This window comes from Rhodococcus sp. NPDC056516, assembly GCF_042794655.1.
In the GTDB taxonomy this organism is placed as follows: domain Bacteria; phylum Actinomycetota; class Actinomycetes; order Mycobacteriales; family Mycobacteriaceae; genus Rhodococcus_F.
In genome coordinates this window covers 674,126-688,033 of the sequence record NZ_JBHTTG010000003.1, presented here as the reverse complement: position 1 = coordinate 688,033, position 13,908 = coordinate 674,126, and the positions used below count along the sequence as shown (strand labels likewise).

Here is a 13,908-nt window from a genome sequence, read left to right as displayed (position 1 = left end):
CGCAGTCGTTACGGCTGGCCGACGCACCACACATCGGCACTTTTGCCGGAGAAGGGACCTATTTCCTTGTCCGGCAAACGGTCACGGGAAGGTGAGTGTTACCTCGCCCGCGTGTACATAAAGTAACCGAGATCACACAAGTTGGCAGCCCGAGCAAGAATGTCAGATGGCGAGCTTGGCAAGAAGGTCGCGCGCCGACTCCGCCGTCTTGGGCTCGCACAGTACGTCGTAGCGTCCGGCGACCAACTGCATCGTGGAGGCAAAGTCCCGCTGCCCCCGCGTCGCGGCGTACGGGATGGTCGTGGAGATGACGCCGAAGATGATGCCGCCCACGATGCCCGCGATCAGCGGGGCCAGGAAGCCACCGGTGACGATTCCGAGCACCAGGCCGAAGAACACACCGAGCCAGGCACCGGAGACGATGCCGCCACCGATCACCTTGGCCCACGTCAACCGACCGAGGACTCGCTCGACCTGCATCAGGTTCACGCCGACGATCGTGACGTCCTGAACCGGGAATTCTTGATCGGAGAGGTAATCGACTGCGCGCTGCGCTTCGGCGTAGGTGGGGTACGACCCGATGGGCCATCCCGAAGGCGGTGTCGGCAACGCTCCACGGCGCGACCCATTCGACGATTGACCGAGCGGATTGGACATGGCTGGCTGCGCTCCTCTTTTCGGGCACGTCATCCACGTGGATGACGCAAGTACATCTACCCCTATTGTGCCCTTTACAGACCTGATTCGTTCGGCTATGCGAGCGTCAGGCGTGTTCGGGTGGCGTGAATTCCGACGTGCGCGTCATCCCCGCGGCGCGCCCCTTGGCCGAAATCACCAGTGCCATCTTGCGACTCGCCTCGTCGATCATCTCGTCGCCGAGCATGACGGCGCCCCGCCCTCCCCCGGCGGCCGAGGTATGGAATGCGTACGCGTCCAGGATGAGTTCCGCACGGTCGTAATCGGATTGGCGCGGACTGAACACCTCGTTGGCCGCCTCGATCTGCGTAGGGTGCAGTACCCATTTGCCGTCGAAGCCGAGCGCTGCCGTTCGCGCCGCCGAACGAGTGAAGGCCTCGACGTCGCGGATCTGAAGGTACGGCCCGTCGATCGCCTGGACTCCGTGTGCCCGTGCGGCCATCAAGATGGTCATCAGAATGTGGTGATATGCATCACCGCGGTCGTAACCGTCCGGTTGCTCGCCGACCACCAGAGTTCGCATGTTCAGGCTCGCCATGAAATCGGCCGGACCGAACACGAGCGCTTCGACACGGGGGCTCGCGGTGGCGATCGCGTCGATGTTGGTCAATCCGATCGCGTTCTCGATCTGCGGTTCGATTCCGATTCTGCCGACCTCGAGACCATTGGCTTTCTCGACCTGCGTCAACAGCAAATCGAGCGCCTGCACGTGACTCGCGTCGGGAACCTTGGGCAGCAGAATGGCGTCGAGATGGGCTCCGGCGCGGCCCACCACCTCCACGACGTCGGCATACGTCCATTCGGTGGTCCAGTCGTTGACCCGGACGACCTTGACCTGTTTGCCCCACCCGTCCTCGGCCAACGCGTCGCCGATCGACTCGCGAGCAGCCTGCTTCGCCAGCGGCGCCACTGCGTCTTCGAGGTCGAGGAAGATCTCGTCGGCGGGCAATCCCTTCGCCTTGTCGATCATCTTCCGACTGCTGCCGGGAACTGCCAATACCGATCGACGGGAACGGTTGCGTGAAGTCATTTGCGGACTGCCCTTCTCGATTTTCGGTGGCGCCGTTGCAGATTTTGACGCTGGACGAATTAGCCTTGCAATCATGGCAGCAGCAGGCAAGGTATTTGCAGCCAGGCTTGCCGGCCTGGTTGTCCTCGGCCCGGACGGCGAATCGATAGGTCGTGTGCGCGACGTCGTCATCACGGTCCGCATCGGACGCCAGCAACCGCGAGTTCTCGGTCTGGTGATCGAAATGTTCACGCGCAAACGCATTTTCGTCCCGATGTTGCGAGTGACCGCTATCGAGCCGAGTGCGGTCACCCTGACCACGGGCAACGTCAGTCTGCGGCGCTTCAACCAGCGTCCGGGCGAGGTTCTCGCTCTGGCACAGGTACTCGATTCGCATGTGCGCGTGGACGACCCGGAACTCGAAGAGCTTCACGGCGCCGACACGATAGTCGTCGACCTCGGGATCGAATCGACGCGAACCCGCGACTGGGTCGTCTCGAAGGTCGCAGTTCGCGGCCATCGAGGACGCCTCGGTCGACGCGCGGCGATTCACGTCGTCGACTGGCAGCACGTCGCCGGCCTCACTCAGAGCGACCTCTCGCTCCCCGGCCAGGGCGTCGCTCACCTTCTTCTGCAGTACGAAGGGATGCGACCCGCCGACGTGGCCAACGCCATGCGCGAACTGCCGGAGAAGCGCCGCCACGAACTGGCCGTGGCACTCGACGACGAACGCCTCGCCGACGTCGTCCAGGAACTGCCGGCGGACGATCAGACCGACCTGCTGATGCACCTGGAAGTCGAACGTGCCGCCGATCTACTCGAAGCAATGGATCCTGACGACGCCGCCGACCTGCTGGGCGAGCTGCCCGAGACCGAAGCCGAATCACTGCTGCAGTTGATGGACCCGCAGGATTCCGAACCCGTTCGACGCCTGCTCGAGCACTCCCCGGACACCGCCGGCGGTCTGATGACACCCGAACCGGTGGTACTGACGGCCTCGACGACCGTCGCCGAGGCTCTTGCCCGCGCCCGCAACTACGACGTCACTCCGGCCCTGTCGAGCATGGTCTTCGTCGTGCGTCCGCCTACCGCGACTCCGACCGGGCGCTACCTCGGCTGCGTCCACTTGCAGAAACTTCTGCGCGAGCCTCCCGCCAGCCTGGTGGGCGGAATACTCGACACCGACATGCCCAGGTTGGCCCCGGACGACTCGCTGGCGTCGGTCACTCGATACTTCGCGACCTACAACTTGGTGTGTGGGCCGGTCGTGGACGACGAGAATCACCTGATCGGAGCCGTGACGGTCGACGACGTGCTTGATCACCTCCTGCCGGAAGACTGGCGTGAGGATTACTCCGACGACGAGGAACTACTCCGATGAGCGAACGGGCGTCGAGCACGACCGCACGGCAACGACTGGAAACGCCTCGCGGAAGCCGCCGGTTCAATCTCGATTTCGACGTCGAAGCTGTCGGACGCGTCAGTGAACGCATCGCCCGCTTCCTCGGCACCGGGCGTTATCTCGCAATCCAGACGATCATCGTGATCGTCTGGATCCTGATCAACGTGTTCGCGGTGGCTCTGCAGTGGGACCCGTACCCGTTCATCCTGCTCAACCTGGCCTTCTCCACCCAGGCCGCCTACGCGGCGCCGCTGATCCTCCTGGCACAGAACCGTCAGGAGAATCGCGACCGGGTCTCTCTCGAGGAGGATCGCTCACGCGCCGAGCAAACCAAGGCGGATACCGAATTCCTCGCCCGTGAACTCGCAGCTCTGCGCATCGCCGTCGGCGAGGTTGCCACCCGCGACTACCTGCGACGGGAGCTCGAGGAGATCAAGTCGATCCTTGCTGCCGACGGCGAACCGACCCCGAAGAAGAAGCACCGTGACTCGAATACTGCGAAACAAAGTCACAACTAGCTGAGCGTTCGCTGAGTTTTGCTGCACGCACCGTGACCGATATGTAACGTAAGTCACAGCAATACGGATATCACGGTGGGTACTCCGGAGCGGGAGCGCCAGCAAAGGGGAATCGTGCGAGTACGCGGAATGATTGCAGCATCCACACTGGTGGGGGGACTGCTCGTCGTCACAGGTCCAGCGGCCCTCACTGCCGGAAGCGCACCGACCGGAGGGTCACAGGTTCCCATCGCACTGGCGGGCGCCGCCTCGATTGCGCAGCCGGACTCTGTCGACTTCCTCCCGACGCCCCGCACGGTCCGAACGCAAAGATCTGCCCCGCCCAGCGATACGGTCGCCGGCGCCCCGGCCGCCCCTAACGCCGCGGCTGTCGTCCTCACCTCCCTGGGCATCCCCGAGATCGTCCTGAACGCATACCGCTCCGCGGAGCTGGTGATGATGACCGAGGCACCGGGATGCGGAATCCCCTGGCATCTCCTGGCCGGCATCGGCCGCATCGAATCCGGTCACGCCAACGGCGGCAAGACGACGTCGGTGGGTACAACGGTCACCCCGATCCTCGGCCCTGTCCTCGACGGACGGCTGGCAGGCAACGAAGTCATTCGAGACACGGACAAGGGCGCGATCGACGGCGACCCCACTCACGACCGCGCCGTCGGGCCGATGCAATTCATTCCGGCCACCTGGGCCGGATATGCCAGCGACGGTAACGGGGACGGAATCAAGGACCCCAACAACGTCTTCGATGCGGCACTCTCGGCAGCGAAGTACCTCTGCAGCGGCGGACTCAATCTGCGCGATGTCGCTCAGGAGACCAAAGCTGTTCTGCGATACAACAACTCAGCCGCGTACGCAGCAAACGTGATCATGTGGTCGACGGCATACAAGAACGGTGTCATTCCTTCCGGTCAGCTGCCGTACACCTCGGGCATCAACACCGGTAGCTCGGCGATCAACGCCGCCGCCTCGGCAGACTCCGCCGCTTCGGCCGTACTCGCCGCTGCTGCGGCTACCGATCCGGCAGCCGGCGACAAGGAATCAGCGTCGACGACGGCAAGCCCGACCACCACTCCCCTCTTCCCCGGTATGCCGGACATGCCCGCGCTCTCACCCGAGATCCAGGCACTGATCCCGCCGGGAGTAATGCCGGCCGGCCCGACTCCGGGACCCAACGCCGCCCGGAACGCAGCCCCCGGCCCGATCATCCCGCTCCCCGTCCTGACCTCACGGGGTCTCGTCTGGCCGATTCTGACGGCCGAGGGATGGCGCTGGCCCGACGACATGTGCGTGATCCTTCCGGACCCCGCAGCCCTCGACGCCTTGCAGGACGGCATCCTTCTGCCGTGCACGGTCCCAGGCATGGCTGTGGCTGCCACGGCACCCGCCACCACCGACGCCGCACCCGCGGAATCTTCGCCGCCCGCCGCCCCCTCGCCGGAGCCCGCACCGGCACCCGCACCCGCACCGGAGCCCGCTCCGGCCCCGGCTCCGGCATTCGTGCCGTTCTTCCCGGGTCTGCCCGGCATGCCCGCTCTGTAACCTAAAAATCACGAAAGAACAGTGCATATGCCCCAAACTGCCCTTCTAGATCACGGTTGAATAACGGAAACGCAACAAATCAGGTAGCCTCGACTCCGTCAGTTGAACGGAAAACCTCCTCGCGGAGGTTCAGGAGGCATACACAGTGGGTCGGCACAGCAAGAAGACAGATTCGCACATCCGTCGAAATTCGGTCATCGCGCTCACCGGACTCATCCCTATCGGACTCGTCACCGCAGCCAACACGGCCGGCGCCGCTCCCAAGGTCCCGTTCTTCAACGCCAGCTCCGCCGAGACGGTCGACGCTGCGCAGGCCACGCAGGAACCGCAGGCGCAGATCCTGCCCGCTGTCGAAGCAATCGCCGAGCCCGCTCCCGCCGCAGCGCCCGAGCCCGCGCCGTTGGCTCCCGTGCAAGCGACTCCCCCGCTCCCGGCATCCATGGCCGAGGGCGCACTCGGAATCCCGAGCGTGAGCGTCGCCGCCTACCAGAACGCCGAGCGGATCCTCGCCGTCGAGAAGCCCAACTGCAACATGCACTGGACGCTCCTCGCCGGTATCGGCCGCGTCGAATCCGGTCACGCCAACGACGGCAAAGATGCCGACGCGAACGGCAACCTCTACAAGCCCGTGATCGGTCTGCCGCTCAACGGCAGCCTGCCCGGCCAGGCCGTCATCATGGACACCGACGGCGGCGCCCTCGACGGCGACACCGTTTACGACCGTGCAGTCGGCCCGATGCAGTTCATCCCGTCCACCTGGAACCAGTACGCCGGCGACGGCAACGGTGACGGAATCGCCGACCCGCAGAACCTCTTCGACTCCGCATTGACCACCGGCAAGTACCTGTGCGACGGCGGACTGAACATGCAGGACGTCACCCAGGTCGCGTCCGCGATCCACCGATACAACAACTCCGCGGCCTACGTCGCCAACGTTCTGGCCTGGTCGCTCGGGTACTCCACCGGCATCGTCCCCGCCGCATCGGACCTGCCGCGCATCCACTGACCTACCTGGACTTACCATGGAGTCATGTCTGTACTGACCGAGTCCGACGTACGCTCAGCGCTCGCGCGAGTTCTGGACCCAGAGATCCGCAAACCCATCACCGAACTGGGGATGGTCAAGGGGATCGCTCTCTCCAGTGACAACAGCGTCGACATCGGCATCTATCTCACGACCGCCGGTTGCCCGATGCGCACCGAGATCACCGAACGCGTCACCAAAGCCGTCGCCGACGTCGCCGGAGTCGGCGCGATCCGCGTCGAACTCGACGTCATGGATGACGCCCAGCGAACCGAGCTCCGCAAGTCGCTTCGCGGCGATTCCGCCGAGCCGGTCATCCCCTTCGCCCAGCCGGGTTCACTCACCCGCGTCTACGCCGTGGCTTCCGGCAAGGGCGGCGTCGGAAAGTCCAGTGTGACAGTCAATCTCGCGGCGGCGATGGCCGCGCGCGGACTGTCCGTGGGTGTACTCGACGCAGATATCTACGGTCACTCGATCCCCCGCATGCTCGGCACCGACGCCAAGCCGACTCAGGTCGAGCGCATGATCATGCCGCCCGTCGCCCACGACGTGAAGATGATCTCCATCGCGCAGTTCACCCAGGGCAATACACCTGTCGTCTGGCGCGGACCGATGCTTCACCGCGCGCTCCAGCAGTTCCTCGCCGACGTGTTCTGGGGCGATCTGGACGTGCTGCTGCTCGATCTGCCGCCCGGCACCGGTGACATCGCCATCTCGGTGGCTCAGCTCATCCCGAGCGCCGAGATCCTGGTCGTCACCACACCGCAGCAGGCTGCCGCCGAGGTCGCCGAGCGCGCGGGCGCCATCGCCCTGCAGACCCGTCAGCGTGTGGCCGGCGTCGTCGAGAACATGTCGTGGCTCGAACTTCCCGACGGCACCCGTATGGACGTCTTCGGCGAAGGCGGCGGGCAGACCGTCTCCGATCGCCTCACGAAAGCCGTCGGCGCCAAGGTTCCGCTTCTCGGACAGATTCCGCTGGATCCGTCCGTCCGTGAGGCAGGCGACGCCGGTACACCGATCGTCCTCAGCGCCCCCGACTCACCCGCCGCCATCGCACTCAAGGACATCGCCGACAAGTTGGCCGTCCGTCAGCGCGGTCTGGCCGGAATGTCGCTCGGCATCAACACGGTTCGCAACCTGTAGAATCCCGTCATACGAAAGGGCGCCTGTCACCGATCGGTGGCAGGCGCCCTTTCGTATGTCGAATCTAGGTGGCGTCGAAGTCCACGGGAGGACGTTCGCCGGCAGTGAGTGGCTTGTCCTTCGACAGCGTCTTCGGCTCCTGCACTCCGCTCTGCGGCTTCTTGTCGAAGTTGCCAGTGAAGATGGAGTCGTCACCGTCGAGGAGGTGCTGGGTGATCACAGCGCGCGGCGTCATTCCGCGCAGCTTGTTCAGATCTGCGAGTGGTTTACGCAGATCCTCGAAGTCGGTGCCCAGTTCTTCCTTGAGCTGATTGGAAGCGCCCGAGGCATATTCGCGCACCTGCCTCAGGGATTTCGTGACCCAGGAGACCGCACCAGGAAGCCGCTCAGGTCCCAAGATGACCAGAGCCGCTACGAGGAGGATCATGAACTCGCCCCAACCGATGTTGCCAAACACAGGGTCAGCCTACTGTGTGCTCGCTCGGTACGCGCATGTCCGGATCAACCTCACAGGAAGATCGCAGGGTCCGATCAGTCCGACACCGGCGTGACCGAAATGTCGACCTGCCGTCCGTCGCGGATCAACTGAACATTGACAGGCTGATCGACGGTCGTCGCGTTGACCGCAACCACCAATTCGTCGGCACTTGTCACCGGTCGGTCACCGACCTTGACGATGACGTCACCCTCGACGATCCCCGCACGTTGAGCGGGGCTGCCGTCGCGGACGTTGGCCACGGCAGCGCCGCTGGTCGCGTCGTTGACTGCGGTGCGGGCATTCGCGCCGATGTCGGGGTGATGAACCTTGCCGTCGCGGATGATGGTCTGCGCCACCTCGGTGACCGTGTCGATCGGAATCGCGAAGCCGAGCCCGACCGAACCACCGGACTCACTGAGCATTGCCGTGTTGATACCGATGACGCGGGCTTCATCGTCGACGAGCGCACCACCGGAGTTGCCGTGATTGATCGCAGCGTCGGTCTGGACGGCGTCGATGACGGCGTTGGTGTCGGTGCCTTCACCCGACAACCGCAGAGGCCGGTTCAGCGCACTGACGATTCCGCGGGTGACGGTCTTGCTCAATCCGAGCGGTGAGCCGACGGCGACGACGTCGTCGCCCACCTGAACATCCTCGGATTTTCCGAGCTGAGCGACCGTCAGATTGTTGGCCGACACCTTGAGCACCGCGAGGTCTGTCTTGACGTCACGGCCGACGATCTGAGCGTCGGTCTTGGTTCCGTCGGAGAAGATCACCTGGATCTTCGCGTCCTGAGCGGGCGGAACGGCAGAGGAGATCACGTGGTTGTTGGTGACGATGTATCCCTTGTCAGAGATGACCACGCCGGATCCCGTACTCCCCTGGTCACCGACGGCGACCTGAATCGACACCACGGAAGGCAGCACCGCGTCGGCGACCTTCGCCACCTGAGACTCCGGTTGTTCGCCGCCGCCGGATTGGACGAGGGTGACACGTGAGCTGGTGAGTGAACTGCGATCGGCAGTGATGACCGTGGTGAGTAAGCCACCGACGAGAGCGATGACGAGCGCCATCCCGGCAAGTGCGGCCAGCGCCGAGGGAGCGACCTTGCGACCGAACAACACCTCACGCACATCGAGCTTCCGGGCGGGCTGCAACTGCACCGGCGCCTCGGACTCTGCGGGATTGCCCAGGGAGACCGCGGATTCCGGATCACGCCACGGATCGCTCGGCGGCTCTTCTTCGGGCGCGTTGTTCGCCGACGCCTCGGGATCGCGGCCGATCGACTCGGTGGCGTCCGCTGGTCGTCCGAATGCCTCGGCCAGAACCGGGTCCGGAGCGCCGATCACGACGTCGGAGGACGGGGTCGATCGCGCAGCCACCGGAGTGAACGAGCCTTCGACTCCACTCGGCCGACCGAACACCTGGCGCGAGGCCGGATCGATCTGGGGTCGATAGACCGGACGGGGGTCGAGAACCGGCGCATCTGCCGGTCTGTCCACCGAACCGTTTGCCGAAGAATCCGAACTCACTCCGGAGTGCCCCCTTTTTCCGTCAGTCACATCGTCCAGTATCACTGATCCGCGCCGGGAAGCAGGCGCGCGGCGTCATTTGCGCCAGCGACGGGACAACCTCTTGCTGATGGTGGAGAAGCCGGCGGGCTGATTACCGACGGAACTGTCGGCGTTTTCCGAATTGGGTCCGGTAGTCGGACTGTTGCACGAGGGAATCTGGCTGAGAAGTCCCACCAGGGACAACGGCATCGTCATCTCGCCGCTTCGACGCAGCGCACCACGCGCCTGCTGCTGAGCATCGACGGCTGCTGCGCACTCGGCGCAGATCGAGATGTGATGGGAGGCCCTCAGGTAGGCCTGCATCCGGAGCTCTCCGTCGACGTAGGCAGCGATTGCCTCGCTGGCCAGATGTTCGGTCGAACCGAACTGGCGATGTGCCCGCGCCTCCGTCATTCGTCCCTCCAGGTGATTGACCACGTCCCGCTCTGTAGCTCGAACCCGACCGTCAGAAACCGACGAGTTCGGATTCGGCCGCGCGCTGCGCTGCCAGATGATCGCGAATCGCCTGTCGCCCACGATGGATACGGCTACGAACCGTTCCGAGCTTCACTCCCAGTGTGGCACCGATTTCCTCGTACGACAGACCTTCGATGTCACAGAGCACAACAGCTGCACGAAATTCAGGTGCGAGCGAGTCCAGTGCGGCCTGCAGACCTGCGTCGAGGCGCGCGTCATGGTAGATCTGCTCGGGGTCGGGACCAGGTGAGGGAACGCGGTCGTAGTCCTCGGGCAGCGCTTCCATACGGATGCGGTTGCGTCGGCGAACCATGTCGAGGAACAGGTTTGTGGTGATGCGGTGCAACCAGCCCTCAAACGTTCCGGGCTGATAATCGGAGAGCGAGCGGAACACCCGGATGAAGGTGTCCTGCGTCAAGTCCTCGGCGTCCTGGGCATCGCCTGACAACCGGTAGGCCAGGCGGTACACCCGGTCACCGTGCTGACGCACGAGTTCGTCCCAAGACGGCATGGAGGACTTCTCACCAGTTGCATCGAACACAGCTGTGCCGATCAATTCGGAATCCACAGCCGATTCCGTCGTCAAAACTTCCGACTCTCGAGGGCGAGGCTCGTCGTTGACCTGGTAAATAAGTTGATCCTCCTGCTCGGGATCGCGTAGTTCGATCACCGCGTTGTCCGAATCACGTGATGCGCGATATTCGGGAGAACCAGCCGATGCTGTGATTTGTTCCCGATGACCGAGCTGCGAAAGATCAACTTGGTAGAAATCGATACCGCCGTGCGATCTTCGATCCGGCGATGTATACACCTTTTCTCATCGCGGTGTGCACGCCATATGAGGAGCCTGAGGGATTCCTGAGAATCCTGGTGACTGCGCGCCTTGCAGCGACAATCCGAACCGCCCGATAACCTCATGAGCGTGACCCACGCCGAACAGATACTCCGCCACGTCGAGGACGTAGTTTCCGAGGACGAGATTTTGACCGCGGCGCGAGATCGAGCGCTGGATCTCGGAGCCCATCCGGTGACGCCCGCCGTCGGCGCGACTCTCGCCATGTTCGCGAGAATGCTCGACGCGAAGACAGCCGTCGAGGTGGGCACCGGAGCCGGCGTGAGCAGCCTGTGGCTTCTGCACGGCATGCGCGACGACGGCGTCCTGACCACGATCGACAGCGAACCCGAACACCAGCGGGCGGCCAAACTGACCTTCCGCGAAAGTGGAATCGCTCCGGCACGCACTCGCCTGATCAACGGACGCGCACTCGACGTCCTTCCCCGGCTCGCCGACGGCGGCTACGACCTGGTGTTCGTCGACTGCGCCGCGATCGACCACCCGCACTACGTCCGCGAAGGTGTCCGCCTGCTGCGCTCCGGCGGAGTCATCGTTCTGCACAACGCCCTCGCCGACGGACGTGTTGCCGACAGCTCCGCTCGCGATGCGACGACTGTTGCGGTCCGAGAAGCAGCGAAGGCCGTGACCGAGGACGAGCGACTCATTCGAGTGCTCCTCCCCCTCGGCGACGGCCTCCTCTGCGCGAGCAAGCTCTAGATCCAGACGCCTTTCCCGATGGCGACGACGCCACCCTGACTGACGGCGAACCGTTCGCGGTCACGTTCGAGGTCGACGCCGATGATTTCGCCGTCACCGACCACGACGTTCTTGTCGAGGATCGCGCGCCGTACGACGGCACCCTTGCCGATGCGCACACCCGGCATCAGCACGCTGCCCTCGACGGTCGCGCCGTCCTCGATCATCACGTTGGAGCTGAGTACCGAATTGCGCACGGTCGCGGCAGAGAGGATCGACCCCGCACCGACCACCGATTCCTGGGCGAGTCCGCCCTTCACGAACTTGGCGGGCGCGAGGTTCTCGGTGGCGCCGCGGATGGGCCAGCGACGGTTGTAGAGATTGAAGATCGGATGCACGGACACGAGGTCCATGTGAGCGTCGTAGAAGGCGTCGAGGGTACCGACGTCGCGCCAGTAACCGCGATCTCGATCGGTGGCGCCGGGAACGACGTTGTCCTTGAAGTCGTAGACCGACGCCTCACCTGCCGCGACCAAGGCGGGAATGATGTCGCCGCCCATGTCGTGGTCGGAATCGGAGTTCTCGGAATCAGCGCGGATGGCGTCCACGAGCACCTTGGTGGTGAACACATAGTTACCCATGGACGCGAACGTCGAGTTGGGGTCGTCCGGTGTCCCGGGAGGATGGGCGGGCTTCTCGAGGAACTGGGTGATGCGTCCGGACTCGTCACTGTCGATGCAGCCGAAAGCAAAAGCCTCGCTTCGCGGTACACGAATTCCCGCGACCGTCACCCCTGCCCCGGATTCGATGTGATGCTGCACCATCTGTTCCGGATCCATCCGGTACACGTGGTCGGCACCGAAAACCACGATGTACTCGGGGTCCTCGTCGTAAACGAGATTGAGCGACTGCAGGATTGCGTCGGCGCTGCCGGTATACCAGCGCGGCCCGAGCCGCTGCTGGGCCGGGACCGGAGTGATGTACTCACCCGCGAAACCGGACAACCGCCACGTCTGCGAAATGTGGCGGTCCAGTGAATGTGACTTGTATTGCGTCAACACACAAATACGCAGATATCCCGCGTTGACAAGGTTGCTCAACACGAAGTCGATAAGTCGATATGCACCTCCGAAGGGCACTGCGGGCTTCGCTCTGTCCGCGGTCAGCGGATACAAGCGTTTGCCCTCGCCCCCGGCGAGCACGATTCCAAGCACATGCGGCTGGCTTCTCACACCGCTAACCTATCCGCACCGGTGAACTCCCGCTAGCGAAGCAGTCCGAGAGGTCCGATCGTGTCCCTCTCCGAACGGGTGGGGAAAGCGCGATCGGTAGCCGGATCGACCACGGGCGGTTAGGTTTAGCGCGTGCGAGTCGCGATGATGACCAAGGAATACCCGCCGGAGATCTACGGCGGCGCAGGAGTACACGTAACCGAGCTTGTCGCTCAGATGAAGCGGTTGTGCGAGGTCGACGTGCACTGCATGGGCGCCCCGCGCGAAGGCGCGATCGTCCACTCTCCCGACCCCGCACTCGCCGGATCCAACCCCGCCTTGACTACGCTCTCGACCGAACTGCGGATGGCGGACGCAGCGGCGGGCGTCGACATCGTCCACTCCCACACCTGGTACACCGGACTGGCCGGGCATCTCGCCTCGGCGCTCTACGACGTACCGCACATCCTCACTGCCCACTCACTCGAGCCCAGACGCCCGTGGAAGGCCGAGCAGCTAGGTGGTGGCTATCGGATCTCGTCGTGGTCCGAACGCAACGCCGTCGAGCACGCAGACGCGATCATCGCCGTCAGTTCCGGAATGCGACTCGACGTCCTCGACGCGTATCCCGCTGTCGATCCGAGTCGCGTGCACGTTGTACGCAACGGAATCGACACTGCGGTATGGCATCCCGGCGGATCTGCGCCGGGAGCGCCGTCCGCGCTCGCGTCGATCGGTGTCGATCCAGCCAAACCCATCGTGGCCTTTGTCGGACGCATCACCAGACAGAAGGGAGTTGGTCACCTCGTCGCGGCGGCACACCACTTCGACCCGGAGATTCAACTCGTGCTGTGCGCCGGCGCTCCCGATACACCGGAGATCGCCGCCGAGACGGAGAAGGCGGTGGCCGAACTCGCCAGGCATCGAGGCAACGTCTTCTGGGTGCGCGAAATGCTCCCGACCGAACAGATCAGGGAAATACTCTCGGCAGCAACGGTATTCGTCTGCCCCTCGGTGTACGAGCCCCTCGGGATCGTCAATCTCGAGGCCATGGCGTGCGAGACCGCCGTAGTCGCTTCCGATGTCGGCGGCATCCCCGAGGTGGTCGCCGACGGCGTCACCGGGCGACTCGTGCATTACAACGCCTACGAACCGAACGCATTCGAGGAGTCACTCGCGGCCACCGTCAATGCCGTTGTCGCCGACCGAGAGGGCGCCGAAGCGATGGGTCGTGCGGGCAGAATCCGTGCGATCGACGAGTTCTCCTGGGCCGAAATCGCCAAGCAGACACTCGAGGTCTACGCCGATGCCGTCACGAGACGCTGAT

14 protein-coding genes are annotated in these 13,908 nt (G+C 64.2%); 7 read left to right on the top strand and 7 right to left on the bottom strand.

Annotated features, from left to right (window positions below):
- Positions 1-162: 162 nt before the first annotated feature.
- On the bottom strand, positions 163-657 hold the full coding sequence (locus tag ACFQ6Y_RS12570) for a general stress protein (protein ID WP_003945065.1): 495 nt from the start codon (positions 655-657) through the stop codon (positions 163-165).
- Positions 658-763: 106 nt separating this feature from the next.
- Positions 764-1,726: a CoA ester lyase gene (locus ACFQ6Y_RS12565; RefSeq protein ID WP_003945087.1), complete on the bottom strand. Its 963-nt coding sequence runs from the start codon at positions 1,724-1,726 to the stop codon at positions 764-766.
- A 73-nt stretch (positions 1,727-1,799) separates the two neighbouring features.
- Here ACFQ6Y_RS12565 and ACFQ6Y_RS12560 point away from each other — a divergent pair, with 73 nt between their 5' ends.
- The 5 genes from ACFQ6Y_RS12560 (at position 1,800) to ACFQ6Y_RS12540 (ending at position 7,331) form a co-directional block, all read left to right on the top strand.
- Positions 1,800-3,086: a magnesium transporter MgtE N-terminal domain-containing protein gene (locus ACFQ6Y_RS12560; RefSeq protein WP_378539200.1), complete on the top strand. Its 1,287-nt coding sequence runs from the start codon at positions 1,800-1,802 to the stop codon at positions 3,084-3,086.
- Positions 3,083-3,625 carry a DUF1003 domain-containing protein gene (locus tag ACFQ6Y_RS12555; RefSeq protein WP_003945067.1) on the top strand — a complete coding sequence of 181 codons (543 nt, stop codon included), beginning with the start codon at positions 3,083-3,085 and terminating at the stop codon, positions 3,623-3,625. The genes ACFQ6Y_RS12560 and ACFQ6Y_RS12555 overlap by 4 nt, the downstream gene beginning before the upstream one ends.
- A 75-nt stretch (positions 3,626-3,700) precedes the next feature.
- Positions 3,701-5,164 (top strand): lytic transglycosylase domain-containing protein, encoded by a 1,464-nt coding sequence (locus ACFQ6Y_RS12550; RefSeq protein ID WP_378632627.1) that lies wholly within the window; start codon positions 3,701-3,703, stop codon positions 5,162-5,164.
- 145 nt (positions 5,165-5,309) lie between these two features.
- Entirely contained in the window at positions 5,310-6,170 is an 861-nt protein-coding gene (locus ACFQ6Y_RS12545; RefSeq protein WP_378632624.1) for a lytic transglycosylase domain-containing protein, read from the top strand.
- Between the two features lie 24 nt (positions 6,171-6,194).
- Positions 6,195-7,331, top strand: coding sequence for an Mrp/NBP35 family ATP-binding protein (locus ACFQ6Y_RS12540; RefSeq protein ID WP_378632622.1), 1,137 nt, complete (start codon positions 6,195-6,197; stop codon positions 7,329-7,331).
- 64 nt (positions 7,332-7,395) lie between these two features.
- On the opposite strand, the gene tatB is transcribed toward ACFQ6Y_RS12540, so the two are convergent.
- The 4 genes from tatB to sigE all read right to left on the bottom strand — a co-directional run bounded on the left by tatB (position 7,396) and on the right by sigE (position 10,425).
- Positions 7,396-7,788, bottom strand: coding sequence for a Sec-independent protein translocase protein TatB (tatB, locus tag ACFQ6Y_RS12535; RefSeq protein WP_003945177.1), 393 nt, complete (start codon positions 7,786-7,788; stop codon positions 7,396-7,398).
- 74 nt (positions 7,789-7,862) lie between these two features.
- A complete protein-coding gene (locus tag ACFQ6Y_RS12530) occupies positions 7,863-9,341 on the bottom strand; it encodes a S1C family serine protease (RefSeq protein WP_378632619.1) in 1,479 nt (492 codons plus the stop codon).
- A 75-nt stretch (positions 9,342-9,416) separates the two neighbouring features.
- Entirely contained in the window at positions 9,417-9,776 is a 360-nt protein-coding gene (locus tag ACFQ6Y_RS12525) for a hypothetical protein (RefSeq protein ID WP_003945180.1), read from the bottom strand.
- Positions 9,777-9,828: 52 nt separating this feature from the next.
- A complete protein-coding gene (gene sigE, locus ACFQ6Y_RS12520; protein ID WP_029255812.1) occupies positions 9,829-10,425 on the bottom strand; it encodes an RNA polymerase sigma factor SigE in 597 nt (198 codons plus the stop codon).
- A 330-nt stretch (positions 10,426-10,755) separates the two neighbouring features.
- On the opposite strand from sigE, the gene ACFQ6Y_RS12515 reads away from it, so the two are divergent.
- On the top strand, positions 10,756-11,391 hold the full coding sequence (locus ACFQ6Y_RS12515) for an O-methyltransferase (RefSeq protein WP_007736091.1): 636 nt from the start codon (positions 10,756-10,758) through the stop codon (positions 11,389-11,391).
- On the opposite strand, the gene glgC is transcribed toward ACFQ6Y_RS12515, so the two are convergent.
- Entirely contained in the window at positions 11,388-12,602 is a 1,215-nt protein-coding gene (gene glgC, locus ACFQ6Y_RS12510) for a glucose-1-phosphate adenylyltransferase (RefSeq protein ID WP_003945185.1), read from the bottom strand. The two genes, ACFQ6Y_RS12515 and glgC, sit on opposite strands and share 4 nt — an antisense overlap.
- 132 nt (positions 12,603-12,734) lie before the next feature.
- Between glgC and glgA the strand changes: the two genes are divergently transcribed.
- A complete protein-coding gene (gene glgA, locus ACFQ6Y_RS12505) occupies positions 12,735-13,907 on the top strand; it encodes a glycogen synthase (protein WP_378632616.1) in 1,173 nt (390 codons plus the stop codon).
- Position 13,908: the final 1 nt, after the last annotated feature.